Raw genomic sequence first — 25631 nt, forward strand, 5'->3', positions numbered from 1 at the left:
GGCTCATTGGTAATAGTTGGCTCGACTTACTCACGGTGTTTGAACGATAGGCGACCAGACGCCATCGCGGGCAACAGAAAGATAAATTAAACTGCGAATTTTTTCAGGTTGATTGGAGTATTGACGCAGTAGATGTAAAACCTTTTCGCACTGAGAATCGTTCAGGTGCAATTTGAATTCAAGGTAAAGTTCTCCTAATTCAAGCCTGCTAGCATTAGCGTTGTCACCTGCTTGCAAAACTGACAAGTTCAATTCGCTATTGCCATCGAATGTAGCACCAATTAGTTGCGCTTTAGCTTTCCAACTTAACCGCTCCGGTGTCATGCCTTTTATTAATGGCGGGACAATTTCCGCCAAGGGTAGCAAAACGGGATCGGAGAAACTTTCGTCGGGATTTTCTTGGATGTAAAGCTGATAGTTGAGGTAAGCATCGGGCAAACTGCCATAACGGATAAATTCACCTTTTCTTACCTCAAACATTTCTTCCGCATTCACCCATAACGGACTAATTTCATCTCGTAGGTGAAAGCGGGGATGAATTAAGCGCAAGGTGAGTTTTAAAGTGCTATCTTCAGGGTTGAAAATGGCATCGCGACACGCTACCGTTCGGGGTCGTTGGCGAATTTTATCGTACAGTGGCGCAGTGAAACTTGTTGTTTTCACCTCACTGCAAACTCGACCCGCCGTGCTATAAGCGGCTACCCTATATTCGTAATAAGCGGGTAAATCTGGGAATACGTAGCGATCTGCACCGTAAATTCCTGCTTGCGTGCCTTCGATCGGTTTGAGTGCCAGGGTATTCCACTCTCCCCGTTCGTTTTTTAGCACGAAAGGCCCCGGTTTAATTTGTTCAAAGCCAGCGGTATTGAGCCAGTTTTGATAAAGTTGCCATTGAATTTCGGCGGCGTTATACAAATTTGCAATCTTGTTGCGCTCGTCGGGATTAATGCGACGCTGTAATAGTACGGTTTGACCGGAATATTGGCCGCTAACGGCATTTACCGCCGATGCAGCAGCCGCAAATGCAGCCGGATGGGCGAAAACGAGACTTTGAATTCCTCCTGGTAGGGGTGTGGCAATAATATTGTGAGGAACCAGGGGAAGCGATCGCTCTACAGGAATATGTTTGAGGTGGCTGTAGGGAATCTTTTGCACATTAGTACTTAACTGCGGCGGTTGCAATCGACTCCACAGCGTATCGTAGCGGCGAATTATTCTCAGCGCGATCGCATACTGGTGCGCCCAAAGATCGGGGATGGGTAAATCGCATTCGATCAGTCCTTCGGCGTTGATCGGCAAGGTGATTTGTGCGGGGCGCGATCGCTCTGTCCTCTCAGCATCAGCTGCATTGTATTGGTAAATTACAACACTACCTGGTACGAACTGGCGATTGAGTCGATATTGAATGTTTCTCAACCAAGTTTCCAGCAGTTCTTTGCTAGTAAAATCTAATTGTTTGAGGTCTAGCGGTTGATCGGATTTCTCGTCTTCTCTACCCTGTAACCTCACGCCCAAAGGTGCTTTGAGATAAAGATAAGGTAGCGTCCCGTTTGTTTCCTCGTCAAACTTCAACGGTTCGGCATAAAATACTCGCAGAACGTTTAAGAAAGTCTTACCATCTTCAGCCAGGAACAAAGCAAAGCTAATCGGGTAATCGCTAATTGTATCTTTTAGTTCCTGCCGTAAAATCTTTGTCAAATAGTGGGAATCAAGCGGGCGTCCTTCTCTGTCTTCAAAGTGACATTCGCAGCTTAAACCCAAAGCTTCTAACGCCCACCAACCGAATGGATCGGTTTTTTCATCAAGGGTTTTGACTAATTTTTCCAGTCGCTCTTTTACGGTTCCTCCTTCTTGCGAAACCGCCGTCGAACTTCGATCTTCCAAGGGATAATGGAATTTGAGAATGTAGCGGATGTCTAGTTGTTTTTGAGCGAGAATTTGCTTAATTTTGTCTAGCACCTCGACGATTGCAGTTAATAACCAAACTGGGCCAGATTCAGTGGATTTACGTTGCAGCGGTTCGGCATGGATCTGACTGCGACTTTCAGGCTTTTTCCACAATAAATCCGGCTCAATTTCTTTAACATTCCAATCGGTAACAATTTGACCTTGACTGACTCGCCCCTGAACTTCAATCGTACTTGGCGTAGATTTATACATAATTTCTGGCACAACCCGGATGGTTAATTCTGGTCTGGCAAGGATTTTGGCTTCATCTGCGTAGCGCACGTAATCCAATGGGGAATATTCGTCACTGCGGTGAATGCGATAGTTTGCCACCGGGTTAAAGCTGAAGTTGGTGTCACCGCGACCAGAACGATCGTGTCGCCAAGTTAACAGCAACTGCGCGGCTGTTTCGGTGTAACTAACTTGACCTTGAACAAAGTGAGGTGCTAAGTAAGTTATTACTGGCAGATGGGGGGGAAGTTTTTCAATCGCGTTGACAGGATTACCACGACTAAAGTAATGAATTTTGACGTCATCGCTTTGATTAGTTTGTGCCGCAAAAGGCAATTGAATTGCGTGACGACAGCGGAATAGTTGAGAACGTTGTTCGATACGTTCCCCTTGTTTTTGTTCGCGACCAATATAAAATTCAATTGCCATTCCTGGCGGAATTTCTCCCACTTGTTGCCACAATTTTTCTTCGCTAAATAGGAGGTGATAACCGAGTTGCACAGCTTGATTATTTTGTTCGTGCTGTGTAGAAATTGAAAGCGTTTCCCATCCTCGATCTGGATTGAGTTGGGAGAGGTTTAGGCGTTGCAATTCTTCCCAAGTCAGCGTGCGATCGCTCTCCGATTCGGCGTAGCTGATAGCGATCGAATTCTCTTCATCTTGACCGACTTTTTTTGTCAACCATTTCGTTTTCATCTCTGGACTTTGTTCAAATCCGTAAAGTCCAACTGTAGAAGCAGGAATCAAACGATAAAGCAATTGCAACTGGGTAATAATTTGCCTGGGTTCCTCGCCTGCTAAATCCGAGAAAGCAACAGCAACCTCAAAATTTCCTTGGGTGTAATTGTTATTATTAGCAAATTGCAATTGATGCAACGCCAGCGACTGACTAGGAGGTTGTAACGGTTTGATTGTCCGGCGAACCACATTAATAATGCAACTTGCCAGCAAGCGATCGTCCAAGGTTTGAGCGACAACTTTGTATTGTACGAGGTCGCCGTCTTCAATACTGCCCTCTCCATCTTGCACGAGATCGTCCACAAATTGAAATTGGGGTCGTAATACTTCTGATTCTGCCACCAAGACTGAGGGATGCAGATCGGGGAAAATTCGTGTTTCGTTAGGCTTTTGCAGAACAGTCCGCGTGACTACAAAACGGTCTAACTCTTCGTAAACTTTTCCTATTTCTTGAATTTCGCGATTCTCAATACTTTCTGTGTTCTCGTCTTCTCGTTTGAAATTCCAAGTCAGACAAATTTGCGATTTTCGTTGAAAATGCGTCCCTGCAATTAAATCGTATTTTGGCTTTTTATCGCCTACCGGAGACTCTAACTTAGTTTCCTGACCATCAACTTTGAAGCTTACCAGGTCGAGCAATTTTGGTACGGGGTCTTCATCTGGCAATAATGCCTTGTTGTCCTCAAAAACGAGTACAAGATTCAGGTGAGGTGCAAGGGTATAAGACGCTGCATTTTGCTGCGGATTGGCTTGAGTATCTTTCACCAAAGAAACTAACTCGCCGATCAATAAACCGGGCGAAAGTCCTTCTGAATCGCCCACCTCATTAGACAAAGGTGCGTCTGGTTCGCAAGCGGCGGCGAGTTTGCGATCGTAGCTATCTTCGCGATCGTCTGGTTTAAAATAAGGCGAATATTGGCCTTCCGGTGCAATTCCTGCTGTCTCGTCATCTGCGTTGGCTGCTACTGGATTTTGGGTGCGCGGATCGACAGTTTCTGTGACATTTTCAGCCTGGAAGTTAGAGAAGGCAGTTTGAGTTTGAGAAGGTTCTGTCAGGGCAAATAATAAGTCACCGACGGTGAGGTTGCGAACTTCGGCGGAATTATCGCTAACAACAGAAGGATCGCGATTAGCGAGTACTTCGTCGCGAATCATGACCACTCGATTAAGGTTTTCTTCCCACTCTAGCAGCGAATTTGTGCTATCGCGATCGCTCGCCAGCCCAGAACCCAAAAATCCCCGGAATGCTGTTGTTTGTTGCAAATTTACTTGGAAGCGAGGCGCATTGCTAATTTTGTAAACGTGATACCGCTTTGCATCTAACCAAATGCTGTAGTAATTTTGGCGATCGCTGTCATAAATTCGCCAGTGATTCCTAACTTTAGCAACAGATATATGCTCGGAAAGTTTGTCAGTATCCACAAACTGAGTGCGTAATAGCGGCGCAATTTTATTTTCCTTTAACCCTGTTTCTATGCTGCCGTCATCAACCACATCAAATAGCTTTTGAACTCGCGGATATTCTCGACCGGGTTCGGGCAATCCTGGTTTGGGAAACAGCAGGACACGAATCTGATTTTGCACGCGACGAAACCGATAATTCCATATCTGGGGTGCCGCGACTTTCAATTCAGTTTCTCGCAATGCAAACGCAGCCATTGGGGCGCGAAAAGCAGATTTCGCAGCAATTGGACGCGGCAGCATTTGGTGCAGTTGTTGCTCGACAACAGCCACCTTATCGTCTTGATAGCGGAAGGGAACATTACCAGAAAGCCAGTAACCCGCCACAGAAATTGCGACTTTAGCATCGCCCTTGAAACCAATATCAGCCCCTTCCATTGCCGCAACTAAGATTGCCGAAATCGAAACTTTGAGCGAGGTGCGGAAGCTAATTTTTAGTCGGATTCGGATGCCTAAAATTTTCTTAGAAAACTCGCAGTAAGCTGCTGCTCGCACTTCCACCGTTGCAGCCACTCGCACTTCACCCAACAAGTAAGGGCGGAAGCTAGGAGTTAAAGCCCCGACAAACGAACAGCGGAAATAACCTTCGCCGTAAACGCTGAGGGATGCGCCAGCTTTACCAAAACGGGTACTAAATTCAATCTTGGCTTGAGCATTAAGAACTACATTAATGGCAAAGTTTAAGCCAAAACTAATCAAACCCCGGTAAATACCAAACCGATAACCAGAGGAGAGCGTTCCCTTGAGTATGGAACCGTATTGATAAGTGATTTTTGTTTCCCAAGGCCAGCCGACTTCTAACAAAAAGCCATTGCGATCGCCCAAAAACATTAACGTGGTACTAACCTGTTTCAAAACATCCGCCAACAGTTTGGGTGCATTGTCACTCAGTTTGGGATCTTTAATCGTGCGGAACAGTCCGTACACTTGTTCCGCACGCGGCGAAATTGCCAGCGCCCCTCTACCTGCTGGGTTGCGAATAAATTGTTCTTGTCCGGTTTGCTGGGGCGAACAAAATAGCCAAAGATTTACCGCTGCAACGATATCTAAATCTTGATCGATTGCCAGTAGAATACTGCCCACTAAAGGATGCTCTTTATCGGGGGGCAATTTCCCATAACTAATTACACCTTTGCCAACCAACATCCAATTAATCGGTTGGGAAGCATTCGCTGGAGGATTAGCAACCCATGAAGGTAACAATTTTGGCTCGGGGAGTCCGCGAGGATTGTCTACAAAAGCAATAATGCGTTGCGGCAGTGGCAAATCTTTATTTTGGAGTCCGTTTAATGCTTGGTTAATACCCAACCCCAGTCCCAATCCTCGCAAGAAGAAACCTGCAAACAATGCCACTTCTAATTCTGTCTCGAAATAAACTGCGATCGCAGCCACAACTTCGCCGCTGAGGGTTTTCGCTTGCGTCAGTTTCAATAACCCAGTTAATTGAGGCAGTGCCTCTGTTTTAATTGTTACTGCCCCCCCAAAACCAGTTTCTTTTTCATCATCAATCCAGTCCATTTGACCGTGCATTTCAAAGCCGCCCGCAACGCTAAAACCAGCACCGATGCGACGCACTGTGAATTCGGGTGCTTGGTTGGCGCGTGGCATGAGGGTAATGCCACCAAAAGATAGTTGCGCGTCAACACCGGGCAAGCGTTCGATGGCAATATCGCCTAACAGTTCAAATCCTTTTTCTTTCAGAATTTTAATACCGCGCAAGTCAATCTTAAAGATTTTGGCAAATTCAAATTGTTTCGACGGGAATTGTACGGTCAAGTCTTCTACCCCCATTTCAACCGGGTTCAAGGATTCAAATTCGACGGTAACGCCCTTAAATAATTCTGCCAACTCGCCCATTTCGGCGGCAGATTTCCCTTTTGCTGGCTCGAATTTCACCCGCCCCGACATTGCACCGCTACTGTTCCAATCGCCGTTTTGATATTTGGTTTCTAAATGCAACAAGGTAATTTGGAAGGTAGCAAATAAGGCATCGACGTGAAATTCAGACAAACCCGTAATATCGAGCGTACCTGCAACGGCTAGAGATGCACTGGTTTTGTCTTGGGAAATAGCCAGAGAAAATGTGGCGATCGCATCGTCAAAATAACTCAGTTGGGCAACAGCTTGCAAGCTGCCATAAACCAGCTTGCTTTGGCGAAATTCGATTTCACCAATTTTCGATTCTTGAGATTCCTCCCTCTTTGTTTCAATTCCTTTAATTGCCAGCGGTTTTTGGAAACCCGTAATTTTTGGTTCGCCCAGCCAAACACTTTCTACTCGCACTGCACCCTTGAGGTCAAATCCATCCGTTCCTAACGAGAATTTTTCCATTTCAAAGGTAAAGCAACCTGCTTCAGACTTGCCAATATCCTGAGTTTTGGAACCAGGAATGCGTAAGGCGATTTTATTAGGTGTTTTTTGTTGCGATTTATCTGTAACCCACTTGATTTTTGGGCTGCGGGGATCAGTGTAAAAATCAAAGATGCTTCCTTGGGGAATGTAGAGCGAAACTAAATTGGCAAAACTAGAAACATTATCCTCTAAGACTTGAATTTCAATTTTATCATCCGCCCTGAAAGCACCCGCTTGAATATCTAAATAGTTTTCTGGATCTTGCTCAGATACACTCGCAGAAAAACCAAATTTACCCGTCGCTTGGAAAATGGGCTGAAGGGTAGAGTCCTTAACCCCATTAACTTGCAAGATTAGCGATACCAACAATCGCCAGTAATCTTCCTCTTGTACCAACTCAATCGGTTTTTGAGCCGGTTTAAAAGTCACCTGAGTTGGCAATATTGCACCTAAAACATCCCCAGCAAATGCCTGTAACTTGCGCTTAACATTAACGGTTGTTTCCGTCAGCGCTGCCAGCAAATCTTTATGGATGGTGGGATAAATTCCCGTCTTCCAAATAAACAAGTCAGAAACGGTCGGTAGATTATCTAGCGCCCCCGATGCAGACGTAAGTTTTAACAGCCAATTAAATGGCTCGAAACCAACATCTGTGGAGCCAACAACGGCATCATTTGAAAAAAGATTATTGATAATCTTTTGGTCTTCTTCTGCCCAAGAAAAGAGGTCAAGGTACAAAGCCACCTTTGCTCCCGCTTGGGGAAATGACACCGACAAACCCTCGAAAGCATCCAGGGTAAGTTTAGGCAATCCCAATTCCAAACGTACTAAAGACGAACCTAAATCGATGGCAATTTTATCTGCTGCTTCTGTTTCCAGTCGCCAGCTCAATGCTTGCTCAACCAATTCTAAGGTTAAATTCGCTTTAATAGCATTGGTAAAAGTAATAGGCAAAACATTTTGGAATACTTTTAGTACCGAAGCTAACTCAAATTTGAGCTGTCTTTCCTCGATGCTAAAGTTAAAAAAGTCTGCGCGATCGCTTTGGGGAGTTCCAGCCGCCGCAAAAACCCATTTCAGCGAACTTCTAAAAAATGGCGCTTTAATTTCTGTTTGAAGATAAACTTGCCGTTGGGAATTCCAGTTTAACTTTGCTTCTACCTGCAATAAATTAGCAACCCCATCCTGCATCGCTGAAATATCCAGTTCCCAAGAAGTTTCCGGCGGCAGTTCAGCATCGTCGCTGATGTCGTAAATATCAAAATATTGCTGTTCGCTATTCGATGTATCCCAAACTTTAGTCTTGCCGTTTGGGTTCTGGTTCAGTTTGAATTTGAAGTCAATTGGCGCTCTTTTGATCGGCAATTTGATCCCAATTTCATTCTCTGTTTTTATCGTCAGAATAACAGCAGTAATTTTGAGAGTTTCTGGGATAATTTCATTTCCGGGAGCATCTTCATCTTCTTCTGCCAATGCCAAAACGCTAAACTTGAGCCGCTCTCCCGATACAGGCGGAGAACTCAATCGAATCGCCCGTTTAATTGCCGTCACGCTCTTAGGAATTGGCGGCGTCATCCGGGTAGCATCGAATTGGAAACTGTGACGTCCTGGCGCTAATTCCAACTTGCGATTTTGCGGCTGTGCAAATACATCCGCTGGGCATAATTGGTATCCGTGAGGATTGCTTCCTTCTACCCATAAAGGCCATCGACAAAGATTTTCTAGTACCTGTCCAAATTCGGAACCGTGGCGTTGAATGCCTTCAGTAATTAACTCGCGGATTAAGCTTTCTTCCTCGCTGTTTGTCCATGAGGTGGGCGATGAATTATTAGTCACTGCACGGGTGCAAACATGACGCAATTTTTCCCCAACAATTCCCTTATCAACTATCTCTTGGGGAAAGCGCAAATACCAGTAAAAAACAATTGCGATCGCTTGTTCCGAGGTAAAAACATCCCCCAGGAGGGCGCGGCGCGTACCGATATCTGGTAAGAAACCTTTGGGAAATGGAGTTGCCAGCAAATCCCGCCACCTGACGCGAGTCATATCCCAAATTGCCTGCCGATGTCCTGCAATCGTTCGGTTTGCCATCACAAACCGATAAAACCAGTGCCAAGTTGCGAAATCCTCGCTGATATCCTCATCCGTTTCTGTTACCGTTTCATCGTCGGATGCTAGTGTTTCTAGTGCTGGCAAGGCAGTATAGTTTCGCTGCTCTTTATTGTAGAGAGCAACGCCATTTGCTTCGCCTTTGTTGTCTTCCCAATCTTTATCGGCGCGAATGCCAAAAAATTCAAAAGCTTTTTTAAACGCCGCTGGGTTGATGCTACGCAAGTAAGCGAGGTGAGCAAATAATTCTTGACCGTCGCTGTTTTCTTGGACGTCAAACAATCCAAATGCCGGAATATTGCGGTCATAAGCTCGCACGCTGTCGAGAAAGCCAAAACTTTCGTTTTGGGAAGCAGCTTCGACAACAGCACGCAAAACTAAAAAAGTAGATCGTTCGGCATTGTTCAATTCAGATGGCGCTTTACCAATCAGATTCACGGGCAAAATTTCCGCTTCTTGCCAACAGTTATGGTATGGATTGGAAGCGTTTTGGCTGAAGCCAAGGATACGCGGCCCGCCGGGTAATCTGGTGAAGACATTGAGTGCTGTTTCTGTGCGGCGAATTGTATATTCTTTGTGGTTTTGAATATCTTTAATTATCCAGGTATGGTTCGCGCGATCGCTTTCTACTGTTACGGTATTGGAAACCATTATCGGTGGCGTTGCTTGGGCAAACTCCTGACGCCAAGCATCTGATAAGTTAGGGCTATTGTCTAAATCTGCCTGCAACTCCAATCTGGCACTAAAAAGAAACTCTCCTGGCGCATAATAGTGCCCGAGTGCAAACAAACCATCTTGATGGGACGGAGGTAAACCGTCTGCGTAGTGTTGCGTAAAGTCTTTAACAAATATCTGCGTTCCCTCGGTTTGCACGTCCGAGTACAGCCAGATATTATCCGGTTCTGGTTGAACATTTTCCCGCAGGTTCAAACGATTGGGGGGCGTCAGATTCCTGCCGTAAATCACCACCGGACAGCGCAAATCCCTCCTTAACCATTCTTTAATTAATCCTCGCGTCGCTTCATTGGCTACACCACTGACCGCACCCTTGTAAAACTGAAAATTTTTGAATGGCTGCAAGCGTTCAACATAATATTGTGTATCTGGTGGGGGCGGTTGCAATAATTGTGCAACATATTCCATCTGGGCGTAGCGCTGGAACTCTCTCACAGCTTCTGCTGTCTTTTTGTCGAAGATTCCGTCGGGTTTTTTAAGCAGAAATCCTAAATTTTGTAGGTCTTCTTGCAGTTCGCGCACAAAACCCTTTTCTTCGCTGTCTGGTAGCGGCTCTTCCTGACTGGCAGAACGGAAAGATCCTCCGTATTTAAACTTCTTCGGCGGGTTGCTTTTATCCTTATCAAAGTCTCCTTGTCGTAGTTTATAGCCGCCGTAGAGTTTTGATTTATCGGGTAGCGGTATGCCTGCAAGTCCGCTGGAGAACAATTTTAAAGAATTAGGCTCTATACTCAGACCTGTATCAATTCGCAGCTGATATCTCCTGCGATTGTTATTAGGTTGCCATGTAGGCCAGTCGCGCACTTGCTTTAGGGTTTCGAGGAAACCATTCCGGGTTTGCCATTCTTTCCCTTCCTTGCTATCCAGATCGGCGGGTTTATTTCCAACCCAGTTAGTAACTACCTCAATGATGGCGTTTACTAAATCAGGTTGACTGGGTGGATTATTACCAGCGCGTTCAACTGCTCTTTGGTATGCTTGCTGTAAAGGTGGTGGGTTAGATTTGCTAGCCGCTAAGTTGCTAACTTTACCGTTGAGAACTATAGAAGCAGGTCGCCAAATATGGTAGCGCAGCAAAAGGGCAACTGCTTTTTCTGAGGTATAAACATCGCCAATTTTTGTCCGGCGATCGCCTGCACCTCCATTCGGGTCAGTTTCTTTTGACCAAGGAGTAGAAAGAATATCTCGCAGGCGTATTCGTGCCATGTCCCACATACAGCGACGAAAACCCTCAATTGTACGGCTCGCCATTACAAAACGATAGAACCAGTGCCACGTTTTAAAGTAATTGGCATACTTTTTCGTTTCTTCCCGCTTAAATCCTGCCTGTTTGTTATATTTCGCTATAGTTTCATAGTCGCCGGCTTCTGTGTTTTGTGAGGGCCATGCAGCATAAGCACGCATCCCGGAATTAAACAAAGATTCGCCATTAGCAGCACCAGCACCTTCAAACCAATCTTTATCTATTTGGATGCCAAAAAAGCCAATCGCTTTTTTGAATGCTGACTCGTCTTGATATTTAAGGTATGCCAAAAATGCCCCGAGTTCTCCTAACAGTAAAGTCCAGTGACATGGGCCAAGAGAAATAACAGCATCATCCCAAGCATTAATGCAGTCAAAGTAACCAATACATTCTTGTTCAGCAGCAGTCCGAATAACTTTGTAGGTGGATAATTCTTCAGCAGTGAGTTGATTAAGTGCCTTGCCTACTAAATTGTCTGGCAAAATTTCCGTTTCGGGATACCAAACATTATTAGGAACATCAGAAAGCGGCCCCCCCTTTAATGCAATGCCGAGGACAATCAATTTGTCGCGTTCATCCCGTGGGCGATTTGGCAAGAAGTCATCGTAACGTCTATAATCGTCTCGAATAGTATCAGCCGGAATATAATATCCACTAAAATCTCGCACAAAAATCCGAGCTTTTTTATCATTAAACTGCTCGGTTAACCAAATATTTTGAGGAGTTCCATCTGGCTGGTTAACTATTTTTTTGTTAAAATTTTTATACCAAATTTCAACGACAACAGGACAGCGCCAATTATTAGCTAGCCAAAATTGAATTAATTGCCGCGTTCTTTGGTTGACTACTCCACTAATATAATCCTTATATTGGTTGGTATTTTGAGTTGGTTCAAGAGTATCTACATATCTTTTAGTTGCAGGCGCATTTGCCTTCAACTTGGCAACAAATGGCATTTTGGCATAGATTTGAAACTCCCGTACTGCCCACTCTGTTTTGAGATCGAACTCACCGTAAGTAGGTGAAAGTTTAAAGCCGAGTTTTTCCAAATCTTCTTGCAACTGGCGCACATAACCTGTTTGACCTGGCTGTGGTATGTTGTCAGTGGGTGCAGACCGATTCCTACCTTCATAAAAACATTTGGAATCTGAATCTTTAAGTTTGAGGTTGTATCCACCGTATGCTGATTCCATTGTCGTTTTCTCCACTGACACAAATTTTTAGCAGTATGAACTATCCCAGGTCACTATTGCCCCGAGTGGGAGATTCGTCATTGAGATGGGTAGACCAAAAAATTGGCGATTAATTTTTCTGAGGCCCAGGCATCAAGATTTAATCGTTTTCTGGCTCAAAGTATTATGGAAAAAAAACTTCTTGGGGTAGATGTTAAAAATGGCTCTACTCTATCCTGAAGAATTACCCCTGATGCACCCACTGTAAAATGATGTGTTTGATTGAGTGACTTTATATAAATTGGTGAAAACTTAAGCTTGACCCCGACAAGTAAACTCAAGTCATCAATCAACTATCATCTTAATCATTATTTTGGTAATAAATCTGGCATAATAAACAATTGTTAATAAGTATTTACTAAGAGTAACAAAAGAGGAAGTCGAAATACCTGAATTCGGTTTAAGCCCCCCAACAGGTGAGCGATCGCCAAATCCAAAGCGATCGCAACTGCTGAGAAAGTAAGTCAATTAGCAAGCGCTCGCTCAAACATAAACAACGCAAACTAGAGCAACAACAGCGTCTGTCAGATAAGCATGTGTTGGGCTATTTCCAACCCAAAATATGGTTGAGAGATATTACCAAGAAGGAACTGGAAATATGGATTGCAGACAGTAAAATTTTTCTATAGGAAACAATTAGGATGTCTATGGGTCGTAGGTTAAATAATATCTCAGATAACGACGAACCTTTTCAATCTCCTTTCTATTGGGCAGCATTTTGTACAATAGGTCGGTAATGAACTCTAAACTACCCTCTAATCCAGAAGCATATCTCGACTTCCTCCAGTTGATTCTCAAAACTGTGCAAGAGAGCGATCGCAACCCCAGATCGTCTACTCCCTGTTGCCAGAAAATTTGGATAAATTGGATGACACTTTATAGCGCCTTGCAGCCGTATGAGGTACAGTGCGCGATCGCAGGCGCTGTAGAGACGTTACATGTAACGTCTCTACAGTTACAGAAAATGCACCAAAAAGCTGTACCTCACTCGCTTGCAATCTGCTGTAATTAAGATATTGCGTGATTGGGCAACAACTACTTGGTTTGGAGTACAGCCAATAGAAGCATTAATCTATGCAGAAGCAATTGTTAATTTTAGTAATCTAATTCGGAGTTTTCCCCACGGGAACATCGCTACCAATTTGGAGATTGCGATCGCTCCTCAAGGTTCTCCAATCAGCGTAAAGGCTGCCCAGTTTTTAGGATGAGGATGTTGCTGCATCGTCGTCAACATTGCCTGACGCAGCGCTTGGGCTTTATCCAACTTCTGCTGCTGCCAATGGCGATAAAATTCACCCATCAAGAAAGCCGTAGGAGCATCCGGTACTGACCACAGAGACACTAGCACGCTGGGAACACCCGCAGAAATTAAGGAACGAGACAGTCCAATTACCCCATCTCCTGTAATTCGACCTTGACCTGTATTGCAAGCACTCAGAACCACTAATTCGGCGTTCAGCTTCAAGTCTAGGATTTCTTCAGCAGTGAGCAAACCACTATCATTCCCAGAAGGAGCAAAAGCGATCGCGCTCCCCAAACCCCGCCGATCGTCCAGTATGCCGTGAGTCGCCAGATGAATCAACCTGGCTCTGGGTAACTGCGGTACAATCGCTGCTTTAGTCGCTCTAGCCCCAATCAAAGGTTGTGCGTGCAACAGTTGGGCAATTTCTTGCGCTTCTTGTTCGGCATTCGGCAAGGGAGATAGTTGTTGCGGGGGTTCTCCCAATACCAGCGACACTTTAGGCATGGTGGGATTGCCAACTATTAAAATATCTTTAGCCGCACCGGAAACGCGAGACTTTTGCTGGTGAGTTAATTCCAGAACTTGAATTGCAGGAGCAGTGAGAATCGTGTGTTTCTCAATTAAGTATTTTCCAGCAGCGTCTTGCAAGGCTGGAAACGGAACCAGAAACAATTCTCTTTGGGGAATTAAAATAACGCGGGCATTGGGGTCAGTTGGCAGCAAATCGGCAATCGGTTGGATCAGTACTTGATAAAGTTGTTGCAGGCGGGGGTCAGTGATGCGGAGATTTTCAGTCTTGCTTGTTACATCTGCGATCGCTCGTTCTATGGTCGTTCCTGCTTCCCAGTCTGGTTGCCTGAGAGTAAGCGTTGCATTTTGGGTATTAACTGATACTACTTCCCAAGGGGGCGAATTGGGGATATCGTCGTTTAACGCGATGCGATCGCCTGGAGCAAAAGCTAGTTGATCGGTGTTACCGCGACTTCTGCCGCCAATCAATTCGCGGGTATTGGAAACAAGGTCTTTGAGCGGAGTTTTTAAGGATTTTAGTTCGCTGCGGCGAAAAGCGATCTCACCTGTTGGCTTAATTACCCAAATATAGAGTCCTAATTCTTGCTTTTGGAGTTGTAACCAGAACGAGTCATAGATAATCGAATACTCAACGATCGTGGCATTAGTAGATCTGGCAATTTGTTGAATTTCTGCCAAATTGATCGTCGGTTGAACATCTGTATTAGAGGAAGCTAACTTTGCACCTAATAAATCCACAAATGCCCTGGCACGACCTCCCTCGGCAATTTCCAAAGCCTCATTGGTTTTATTCTGGGCAATTAGAACTTGTTGCAGTGCCTGATAGAGACCAGCTTGCGTGTCAAAAATCGAGACTTTATCCCTGTCCTTTAATTTAGAGCGAAGAGGTTTTAGAACCTCAACGGACTCGCGCAGCGTTTTCTCTGCCGATACTAGATTGCCAGATATAAAGAAAGCAACCCCCATATTGCCGAGGATTTGTCCTTCAACAGCTTTTTCATTGAGTTCTTTTGGAATCGCCAAGGCTTGCTGATAAAAATTCAGTGCTTGGGTATACGCACCTTGGGCGAAATAAACTCCTGCAATATTATTGAGACTTGTTCCTTTCCCAGATCGATTACCAACTTCTTTTTCAATCGCCAAAGCTTGCTGAAATTTCTCCAAGGCTTGGGGATACTTACCTTGATAGAGGTGAACTATCCCTATATTGTTCAGAGTGCCCGCTTCAACTGTGCGAATTCCGAGTTCTTTGGCAATCACCAAGGCTGGCTCGAACAGCATTACCGCTCGATCGTACTTGCTCCGATCGAAGTAATTTTGCCCAAGGTTATTGAGAGTCACTGCTTCCAAAGCGCGATCGCCAATCACCCGGCTAATTTCTAGAGCTTGCTGAAAATTTATTTGGGCTTCCTCATACTGCCCCAAGTTTTCATATAAGGCTCCCAAGTTGTTAAAGACGAGTGCCATTCCTGCGCGATCGCCTATTTTTTGCAAAACCGAGTTAGCTTGATGATAAAAATCCAAGGCTTGGGAATACTGACCTTGATTGTAGTAAACTAGCCCGATGTTGGTGAGGATTCGTCCTTCTCCTACCACCAAACCAAATTGTTTGAAAATATTATTGGCTTGGTAATAAGATTCTAGAGCTTGAGCATACTGACCTAGATTCATGTAAATCACCCCAATGTTGTTGATCGCTGTAGCTTCTTTGAAGGGGTCTTTAAATTCTCTGACAATGGCTAAAGCTTGCCGCACTAAATCTAAAGCTCGGTCATACTTGCCCTGGCTGCTATAAAGTTCTCCGAGGTTGTTAAGGCTCTCCGCTTGACCTAGTTTGAAGCCGATTGCTTGATGAATAGCTAAGGCTTGCTCAAAAAAATGCTGTGCTTGTAAATACTCACCCAAAGAATAATAAGCTATACCCATATTGTTGATTATCCTGCCTTCTATTTGGCGATCGCTTGGATCGGAAATAGTCACTCGCTGTTGCCAAATCTTCAAAGCTTGCTGATGTTTTTCCAATCCTTGGCGAGCCTGACCCTGAGAGCAATAAACGTTCCCAATGTTGCTGAGGCTCACAGCTTCTAGTATAGGAGAGTTAATTTCTCTAGAGATAGTCAGCGCTTGTTCAAAAGACTGCAATGCAGCTGGAAATTGCCTGGTATTAATCTGCTGCATTCCTTGCTGGGATAGTCGCACGATTTCTTGGGCACGCTGTTCTCTTCGATCCAACTCAGACGGCGGTGTTAATTGCGCTAGAAAATTGGGAGAGAAAGGCATCGAGCTATTGTTTGACTGAGACATCAGGCGAGAAAAATTGCTGTAAAATTGCTCAAAGCTGTCAAGGTTTAGTCCGGTCTCTGGGGTGATGTCAAATTGACTAATCAGAGTAAAAGCTTGACTGAAAAATTCCTGAGCTTTGGAATACTGATTCAGACTTGAGTAAACTAGCCCAAGATTGACAAGGCTTTGCGCTTCCCCAGCGCGATCGCCAATTTCCCGATAAATCTTCAACGCCTGTTGCAAAGGCTGCAACGCCGCCTGATAATTACCTGCCTCGTTCTGCTGCATCCCTTGCTGTAAAAGTCGGTCTGCCTCTGCTTTCCGCGCCTCTGTAGTTCTAGCCAATACCTGTTGCGTTGGGAAAAAAATTGGAAAATTCGCCAACCAAGGAGTCGAAACAGTGGCGAAAAGAGCGATCAATGCGGTGAGATAAAAGCTTTTGAGTTTCATAGCGATCGCGCAATATTAAATCCATTTCGCGGTTACTGCTGGGAAGTACAGCACCGAACCAAAGGTTGCGAAACTAGCTCATCCAAACGCACCCCTCGATGTCGCAACAAATCAGCCCAAGCAGCATCCAGCGAGGCATCTGGCGCTGTTTGGCGCAGTTCGGCTAAAGCCGTCAGAGTGTCGTACCACCAGCCATTTTCGGCATAAACTACAATTCGCTCTCTTGCTGTTACCGCTTGTAACTGACTCACAGCAGCAGCACTTGGCGTCACCCGCTTCACCCATCCCGATACCGCTGGAGCTTCATCCCGATTGTTGGTACAAAAGAAAGAAACAGACCAACGGTATTTCTTGCCAACTTCCAGCGGCGACACTGTTTCTGGCAGGGGGAAACTCGCAATTCCCGGTTGACCCGTAAACTGAAAAGTACTCTTGTAAATTTGATTCTGGTTGGCATCCCGCAGGATAAACTCAACAGGGCGCGAGGATGCCACCTGATAGGGAATATACACCCAAAAAGTTGGATGTGCCGCCGTTGTCCATCCCAAATTTGTTGTAGGAACCAAAGCAGTTAAAGGCTGATTGACAGCCGGACAACCGGGTCGGGTTCCCCCACCTTTGCGAGGCCCAGGAGCGCCGTCATTTGGGGGTTGGAATTGTACGCTTAGATTGATAGGCAGCGATCGCTCAGTAGGCGTCTTTGCTAACATTTTCGGCGAAACTGGATGCGCCTGCAACTTTGTTGGACTACCGCTCAAGCCAAGCACTGTCAGTATAAGTGCAACTTCAACAAACATAGTTGCAACTTGAAAATTTCTGGTAGGATTTATGCCCAGGTAAATGCGGTGCTGCTGAAGCATCCCGATTAAATTTGAATATCTGCCATCCCAATCGTATTTTCCCATCATACACCTGCTCATTCTTTACGGATGTTGTCGATTTTGATAAGCGTTATAAGCTGCCAAAATTCCTCCAGTTGCTATCAAAGCTAACGCAGCTGGAATCAGCGGTATCCAACCACCCAAAAGTAGAAATACAAAGCAGATTCCAGATAAAGCAATAATCGCCGCCCCTCCTGCCACTAAAAATAGCATCGGCGAACAGCGCCAAAATAGCAATCCGCCTACTAAAGACCAAACCCCAATCCAAAGCATTTCAATTATCGGAGACCAAACCCACAATAGGGGTCTGCGATCTAAAACAGCACTGAGAATCTGACTTGTCATCTGTGCATGAATAATTACCCCCGACATTTGCTGATAACTTTGTCCTCCCTCGCTGTAGGGAGTGAAAAATAGATCCTTAGCACTAGGAGCAGTTACACCAATCAGGACGATGCGATTTTTTACCCAGTTGGATTCAAATTGACCGCTGAGAATTTGAGTCAGGCTAACTTGTTGGGAAACATTGGGAAAGCGGTAATTGAGCAGTATTTGATAACCTCGCGAATCCAGTTTGGCGTAGCCTCCGGTAGTGGGTTGCAATTTTCTGAAAATGATGTTTTTGAGCTGCAAAACTGATTCTGGGGGCGATTCAATTCCTTCTGCTGCCAGGTAGTGCAATGCTAATCGGAGACTAAAAGAAAACTGGGTGCTGCAAGCAGAATCAGGAGTGGGGGTAAGGCTTAAAAGATGGCGGCGGGTAATGCCATCAAAGTCATACACTATATCGCTAAACCCCAAACGTTGGTCGGGAATTCCTGGTAGAGGAGGAACTCCCGAATTGTCTCCCTCGCTGACTTTGCATACAGCAATCAGGCGGCGATTTTGACGCATCTGGGCAATTAAATTCCTATCTTTGACCTGCGGGCGATGGATATCCAAGCCGATGAATCGCGGTTGATGCGGCTCTAGCTTGGCGATCGCACGCGCTAAAATACCATCCGGTAGGGGAAATCCATATTGGTTGAGATCTTCTTCGGTCGCCCCAACCACCAGCAGGCGCGGATCTGGCTGTTCGGCGGGGCGCAGGCGCACCAATCCATCGAAGGCTTTGAGTTCTAATCCCTGGAGTAGGGACAGCGATCGCAATCCTACGATCAAAAAAGTACTTGCCAGACTCGCGCACAAAGCTACTCGCAGTCGGTGACGTTCAATCCGGCGCAAGCTTTGCCAGGTGGGAGGTACGGCGGCAGGATTTTGACCAATGACCGGCAGCCAACTGGCGCAGGGAAATTCATCCTCCAGTGCTTGCAACCGTTCCCGCGCTTCCCGTACCGCCAGATAGAAGGATTTCCCCCGCGCAAACGCTTCCAGAAAATAGGTCAGAAATGCCCCTGCCACGCGGTCTGGTATCGGTTCTCGCATCACGATACTCTGAGGTAGGTGCAATGCGGCTAGCTGGTTAGCTAATCCCAACCCATCGCAAGAGTTGAAAATAGCCAGTTGCAATCCTTGGGCGATCGCGTGACGCAAAGCATTGTGCAAATCGTCAATCGTTAGGCTTTGAGTATCATCTAATTCCATCCGACCCTGTTCTATCCGGGTCGAACTATGTCCGGCAAAAAAGAAGATATCCCACCTATGCCGCCATAATTCGTCGCTAATGGTTCTGCGCGATCGCTCTGTCGGAAATTTTACCTCTGCCCCCGGTAAATGCTTCAATACAGTCCTGTCTCGATCTCGATCGATACCTTGGCTATTGCCAAAAACAGACAAAATTCTGACTTTACCTGGTGTTTTTTGAGCCGGATATCGCACTAACTCATAATTTGAAATACTCAGAGCCATTTCTGATTTTGGATAATCCTCAAACAAATCCCAAAGATGCCAAGGAAATTGCCGCACTTGCAGATCGTCGGTTTCAATTAGCAGCCGAATTTCTTGGTCTTTTTTAGCTAATTCCTGCCATAATTTCTTGGATATCGGGTGAAACTCTTCTGAGCGCAGCCACGTATTGAAACGGGTTTTTAACTGCTGGCAAATATTGTGAAACTCGGCTTCGGAAACATTGGTCACCGTTGCTTCAGTTTCGTTAAAAGTAATGCGGAGCCGCCACCCCAAACGCTCGTAAAGCGCTGTATAAAACAACTGCCAATTACGGTAAAGTCGGGGCAAATCAGGAGCTGGCGGTAAGCTGGCAGTCAATTGCATCTGGCGAGGGTTGTCATCCTCGCCAATTTGTACCGTTACATCTGGAAATCCTTGCTGCCAGGAACCTTTTCCCAGCCGCAAGACCACCAACCAACTCATACTATTTTGGGAATAGGTAAGTGGTAATCAATTATGGCTAATTGTTCGAGTTTCATATTCAGGCAAAATTAATAAACAACAACCAACAAACGCCGATTAAATGATAAAATATTCCGTCAAGCTAACCCGATCGAGAGCGATTTGAATTCGGAAACTCTCGCTCGGACGACCTTGGAAGCGGGGCAGTTGAATATAGTTATCGAGACTGCGCGATCGCACCGAACGCAATGTTTCCCCGGTTTCCGAAAGCACGGCTAGGACGAGATCGGGTGGTAGGTAGGTTTCTCCTGGTACTGGATGCACTTGCACGCAAATCCCCACTTGCCCGTCTGCTTCGGGGATTAAGGCTACGAGCAGGGTTACGGTTTGACTCCCCAACTCAATGCCCAAATCAATCAGCTTGGCTGCTCTAATGCTCCCCTCTGTCAAGTCTCTCAAGGAGGAGCTGGCCCTAAAATTGGGCGCTAAATTCCCGCTATCGGAACCAAACAGGGTTTCTAGGGTCTGCCAACCAGCGGCAAACAGATTCTCAAACCATTGGCTGAGGATCGTTGGTGTTTCGGCAGTTGCGGGTTGCCTCAGTTGATGCAGGTGACGCAGCAGTGCTTCTAAGGGTTGCAATTGGCTGATAGGTAATTCTTCAGTTGTTACCGATGGCACAAATCCTAGCAGCGTTGCTCTGCGTGCAGATTCGTCTATCTGTGCGATCGCATAACCGATCCGATCGTCCCAAACTTCAAGGGGAATGTGGCAGGTTGACGCTCCTGGCGTAACGGGGCGACATTCTAAATGTCCCAGTCCGGTGACTTTAAGGTCGGCGACATCGGCAGCTAGACGCAGAACGGGGTTAAAGCTGTCGCTGGCTTTGAGATCGGTGTCAATTCCCATCATTTGCAAGTAGTCGTTGACAGCCAATACCGCCAATGTGTTGAGATATACCTGCTGTGCTGTAGGTGCATCGGGAATTTGGTCAGCATTCTGTCGTGCTATCCGTCGTGCTTGGGTAGTGATGGGTAGGGGTAAGAATTTTTCTTCGATGCTTTGGAAGCTGCCAATCATAATGTTTTCCTAATTGTTCGGTTGTTAGAAGGCATTTGGTTGGGAAAATGCGATCGCTAATCTTCGTTGAGATATCCCTCAGATTCGCCAAATTTACGCAAACGGGGCAAGCATTGGCGTTGATAAAAAGAGTTCAAGGTTGAAATCGGCAGGCCAAATTCCTCTGATAACTTTTTCCACGGAGTTCTTGGAGGTAAGCAGCGCAGAATTAAAACTTGGCAATTGACCTCTGGATGTCCGTTAATATGAACGCGCCTTAACTCCCCATCCGGATCTGTCTGAACCCACTCGATTGTCTCTTCTAGGATAGCCAGCGGACGATCCGAACCTGCTGGCAGATTATCCACTGGATCGGTTGTTCCCTCACTTCCTGGAATAGGTTGAACAGTTCTAGCTTTCTGATTGTCCGCCTCGATGCGGAAATCTTGCAGTCGTCGCTTGAGGTACTTATCCAGCCAAGTAATAACGCTACTGCGATTGGGATCGTAGGGTTGTTGAGCCGTATTCGCTTCGCAAAGATTGCGGCACAAATACAACCACGTTTGTTGCAAGGCGTCCTCATAATCGGGGATGTTCTCTTGCCATAGCCTGCCGGATTGCTCTATGGCTCGTATAATCTCCGTCAAGCCTTTTTGTCGCTCAACACTCCTGGGAGGATGCTTACAGGTATCTTCAATTAGCTTGCTTCGCTTCGCGCTTAGCTCATCCATAGAACAACGACCCCAGATTAGATTGGTTGCCTTTAATAAATCCCATTGTTTCTCAGGAGTCAGGTCATTCATCGCCCAATTTTTGTTCAAACGTGAATCTCACCCAACATTCAGTCATCAGCAGCCAGTTAAAAAATTACGCAGCACTGCCCCCAAAAATTATTAATTCTTGTGAAGCTGTAGCCCGTCCCAATCTGAATGTAAAGTTTTCTAACAAATTGAACAATTTTTTGATAGTTACCGATGAATCGATAACAACTTAAAAGTTTTGGCTTGGCATCAGCGAAGTTTTAGACATTCGCGTGCCGGTTTAAGTCTGCATCTACTATAAAGCAAAACCTTTAGACAAGCAACAGCATGGAGGACAAGGGATAATGAATAACTTTGTAGTTGATTTTTTGGGTTTTCGGATGATGGTGAGTTCTTTGATTATCCGAATCATTTACGCTATCGGATTGCTTGGTATCACTATTTATGGGTTACAGCAAGCTTTGGGAAATCTTCTGGTGGGATTGGGAATCATCATCCTGGCTAATTTATTGTGGCGGATTTTTTGTGAAGCCTTGATTTTGTTATTTGGAATTCATCAGGAGCTAGTCAAAATCTCTCGTAACTTCAAAAGCTGACCAAAAAATCCAGAATTAACTAATTGACAAATACCAAATTATTACAGTCTAGGTGTAAGTTATGTCAACGCTTAATAACGAGCAACACAAGCTACTCAATCTTGCCAACAAAATATCTCTGTTTAGCTCGGTAATTGGAGCGGGAATTTCAGCAATCTCCGGGCAAGTAGTCTATGCTGTCGTACCGCTTTCTTTTGCCATAGTGCTGCTTAACGATTCCAACCGTCGCCGCTTTGAGTGGCTACAACAGACCCGACAAAACTACCAGAGTGCTGTTGCTGATGTCGAGCAGCACTCTCCAGAATTAGAGAATTTGAAAGCAGCCTACACTCAACCAGACCCAATGCCTCAAAAGTATTTAACCAAGACGCATTTAACGCCCATTATCTCTAAAATGCATCAACTCCAGCATCAGTTAAAGATTATAGAGCTAGGAGAGATTCAGACATTAACACAGCAGGTGAAAGAACAGCAGGAACTGCTAGAAAATTTGGATGCCAGCACCGAAGCTCTACACGACCGTACTCGCAATTGGGAGCAATGGCAACAGCAGCTAGCAGAAGTACAACAGGCATTAAAAATAGAGGTTTTTAGCCGAACAATTCCACCCAGTTTGGTAGCAATTCCAGCAACTGCTAAATCGCCCTATCGCAGTCAAAAGGAACGAGTGGCTATATTTGTTGATGATGCCAATCTCTATCACGCTGCCTCATCACTAGGTATCAAGATTGATTACACTCATCTGCTTTCGCTTCTGAAAGCAAAGTCTAGTGTTTGCCAAGTCTTTTTATACACGGGTGTCGAGCCAACGAACAAGAAACAAAAGAGTTTTTTATCGTGGTTGCGGCGGCAGGGTTATCGGATTGTGAGCAAAGAAGTGGTGCGGCGGGCGGATGGTTCAAAAAAGGCAAATCTGGATGTAGAACTATCTTTAGATCTGGTAAATTTAGCCAACTCTTACGATACGGCTGTTTTAGTCAGTGGGGATGGAGACTTTACCTTTCCGGTTAAGAGCGTGCAAAGCCGAGGTAAGCGGGTGGAGGTCGTCAGCTTTGGTTCTAGAACCAGTGATGCTTTGCTCAAGGTGGCAGACTCCTACCTCGACTTGGAAACGATAATAGATCAAATTTGTTAGGGCAAATCTGGTTGATTGCTCGCTATTTTGTACTGAAAAATTTGCTTTACTTCGCATTGTAGGAATTATGCAATACGAGGCTATCAACCAGATTTATTCGTTCTTCTTTAGTTACCAAACAAACGATTTTTCTTAGAAGCTGGGAATATGAGCGTAAGCCATAAGCAGATTTATAGCGATAAAATTCGTTCGTAAAGCACCTCAATATTTGCATGTTTAAGTGACACTCAAATGATCTACCCAAGTCGTGTTTAACCAAAAAAAGCGACTGGTAATTTGTCCGGGAAACAGTTAGATCTATTAATTAAGGACATTCAGCGAAATCAGGCTAACAATTTTGCGGCTGAGAGACGTAGTAGAAGATCCGACTTACTTAGGTTCAAGTTTTTGATTCTAGGTATAGGTTGCTCATTGTAAAAATACTAATTTTATCGAAAAAATCGGCAATCAAGTAAATAGAGGATTAACAAATGTCTGAAGTTTTTCAAGGAAATTGGCGATGGCGCGTGACCGAAAAGAATGCCGGATTTGACCAGCGCTTTCGCATCGAAGGAGCCAGTAGCGGGAATGGAATTTATCCTGGCGTTGTTGGCACTGAAGTAGTTGTCAATGGGGATAATTGGACAGTTACTTTGGAATGGAACAATGGAGTTGGTTCTGGCTGGCAGGAAAGCGCTGTCTTAAGTTCCGTTGGTTCTCTCAGTCCGTTAGTACTGATTCGGATTTTAGGGGCAGATGACAATTACCCCGACCAGCGAGATGGAGATTTTGACGATTTAACGATCGTTGCTGTCGATCTCGATCCAATCTTTGATGTGGTTCAGCGTCCCTTTGCAGTGGATCGCGGTACTCTGACCATGTTACCGGACGGCATTTTTGATGTCAGCCAAGGCATTCAATATATGGGTGTGCGTATCCGCAACGATTGGGATTACGACTGGGATGAAACAACGGGTGTGACGATCTCGATTTCCAACACCAGTCGCATCCAATTGCAATCTCAGGGAATTCGCGTGATTGATGCGTGGACAACGCCAGAACAAAAGGCTTTGCAACAAGAGATGTCTGGCGGTTTTGTCAAAATACCTGTCTTGAGAAAAGGGCAAGAACGCACAATTTACTTCAAACTCGATGTTAGCAGCGCCAAGCCAAGTAAACCCAATGTGAATTTTGTGGCTCAACGGGTGGCGTGGGACCCTGCCTACGATGCACCTTCACGGCAAGTAGCACGGCAAATCTTTATCTCCCGTTCTACCTATGACCCGCTGAACCGAGAATTGGTTGCAGAAGTACCGGAAGGTACGGTCTACATGCGGTTGAACAAGGTTATTGTCGATAAGGAAAGTTTGGAGAAAGCAACCCTGGCTGCACTCAAAAATCCTTGCAAACGACAGCCGCCAAGACCAGGACAAGACAGCAAAACTTCTGACCGCGATAGGTTGCGGGATGATTTGAAACGCAGCCTGGAAGATTTATTGTCGGGTAAACCAGTCGATCCTTGCCGATTACATGCTTTGTTGGATACCTGTTGCAGCGGTTCCCCGGAATGCAAAGATGGGGGAGGCACAGGCGAAACTAACCCCGGTTCTGGTGGTTTGGGGGATGGCCCTGGAGGCGATAACTGGTGTCGATTTAAACCTTTTAACTGGTTACCTGTCGAGTTTGAATATCGGATTGTGCCTTCGCCACCGTTTGCCGGTCAATTTGGCCCGTTAGCTTTTGAGGACCCGTGGTGGAAAGTTATCTTAATTATTCTGGCGGCATTGCTAGCGGCGGCTTCCCTGGTTTACGACTATATCTTTGCCGGACAAGACCCCAACTTCGTCATTGGCAATATTACTGCCAAGTCTAATCGCAGCAGCAGCAATGTGGATGCAGCGATCGCCCGCCTGAACGGCTCTAGAGCCATAGACTTGAATGTGTTGGAAGCCCAAAGCGATGACCGTAACAACAACTTACCGATCAACGGCAGCACGGGCGGTACAGTTGCCATCGACCGTTCGGATAACGGCGATCGGGGAATTCAAAATGCCATCTTGGGCAATGCGGTCTTCAAATCTGGTGCCAGAAGTGCCACTACAAGAGGCTTGGTATCCAGTATCAGCTTGAACACTAACGTCGATGGTGTTAGCTATACCAACCAAGTGCTGATTGCACAGCTGGCTGCGCCTAACAATCAGCCTTTGTCTCAAGGGGGAGATTCCGGTTCCTTATGGGTGGATCTGATCGGTCGCAGACCCGTGGCGCTGAATTTCGCAGGACCAGTCAGCGACGATGGCAGCAATGCGATCGCTAACCCGATTCGAGACGTGGTCAATTTGTTCGATCTTCACTTCAACGTATAGGAAAAAGGCT

Annotated in this window: 10 protein-coding genes; 4 read left to right on the forward strand and 6 right to left on the reverse strand. The window is 45.6% G+C overall.

Annotated features, from left to right (window positions below):
- Window positions 1-30: 30 nt before the first annotated feature.
- Complete coding sequence (locus ACE1CM_RS09715; protein ID WP_374877208.1) at window positions 31-12009, reverse strand: peptidoglycan-binding protein; 11979 nt, start codon at window positions 12007-12009, stop codon at window positions 31-33.
- Window positions 12010-12784: 775 nt separating this feature from the next.
- Here ACE1CM_RS09715 and ACE1CM_RS09720 point away from each other — a divergent pair.
- The gene (locus ACE1CM_RS09720) at window positions 12785-13060 is read left to right on the forward strand and encodes a hypothetical protein (RefSeq protein ID WP_374877209.1); all 276 of its coding nucleotides are present in this window, start codon (window positions 12785-12787) and stop codon (window positions 13058-13060) included.
- A 150-nt stretch (window positions 13061-13210) separates the two neighbouring features.
- Here ACE1CM_RS09720 and ACE1CM_RS09725 read toward each other — a convergent pair whose 3' ends face one another.
- The 5 genes from ACE1CM_RS09725 to ACE1CM_RS09745 form a co-directional block, all read right to left on the reverse strand.
- The gene (locus ACE1CM_RS09725; protein WP_374877210.1) at window positions 13211-16555 is read right to left on the reverse strand and encodes a tetratricopeptide repeat protein; all 3345 of its coding nucleotides are present in this window, start codon (window positions 16553-16555) and stop codon (window positions 13211-13213) included.
- 32 nt (window positions 16556-16587) lie between these two features.
- Entirely contained in the window at window positions 16588-17463 is an 876-nt protein-coding gene (locus tag ACE1CM_RS09730; RefSeq protein WP_374877211.1) for a DUF928 domain-containing protein, read from the reverse strand.
- A gap of 15 nt (window positions 17464-17478) precedes the next feature.
- A complete protein-coding gene (locus tag ACE1CM_RS09735; RefSeq protein ID WP_374877212.1) occupies window positions 17479-19746 on the reverse strand; it encodes a CHASE2 domain-containing protein in 2268 nt (755 codons plus the stop codon).
- 96 nt (window positions 19747-19842) lie between these two features.
- Window positions 19843-20805, reverse strand: coding sequence for a DUF1822 family protein (locus ACE1CM_RS09740; protein ID WP_374877213.1), 963 nt, complete (start codon window positions 20803-20805; stop codon window positions 19843-19845).
- A gap of 56 nt (window positions 20806-20861) precedes the next feature.
- Window positions 20862-21605 carry a sigma-70 family RNA polymerase sigma factor gene (locus ACE1CM_RS09745; RefSeq protein ID WP_374877214.1) on the reverse strand — a complete coding sequence of 248 codons (744 nt, stop codon included), beginning with the start codon at window positions 21603-21605 and terminating at the stop codon, window positions 20862-20864.
- A 284-nt stretch (window positions 21606-21889) separates the two neighbouring features.
- Here ACE1CM_RS09745 and ACE1CM_RS09750 point away from each other — a divergent pair, with 284 nt between their 5' ends.
- The 3 genes from ACE1CM_RS09750 (at window position 21890) to ACE1CM_RS09760 (ending at window position 25621) form a co-directional block, all read left to right on the forward strand.
- Window positions 21890-22141: a hypothetical protein gene (locus ACE1CM_RS09750; RefSeq protein ID WP_374877215.1), complete on the forward strand. Its 252-nt coding sequence runs from the start codon at window positions 21890-21892 to the stop codon at window positions 22139-22141.
- A 61-nt stretch (window positions 22142-22202) separates the two neighbouring features.
- A complete protein-coding gene (locus ACE1CM_RS09755) occupies window positions 22203-23276 on the forward strand; it encodes an NYN domain-containing protein (protein WP_374877216.1) in 1074 nt (357 codons plus the stop codon).
- 470 nt (window positions 23277-23746) lie between these two features.
- Complete coding sequence (locus ACE1CM_RS09760; RefSeq protein ID WP_374877217.1) at window positions 23747-25621, forward strand: hypothetical protein; 1875 nt, start codon at window positions 23747-23749, stop codon at window positions 25619-25621.
- The last annotated feature ends 10 nt before the right edge of the window (window positions 25622-25631 follow it).

The organism is Microseira sp. BLCC-F43 (assembly GCF_041929235.1).
Classification (GTDB): domain Bacteria; phylum Cyanobacteriota; class Cyanobacteriia; order Cyanobacteriales; family Aerosakkonemataceae; genus Microseira.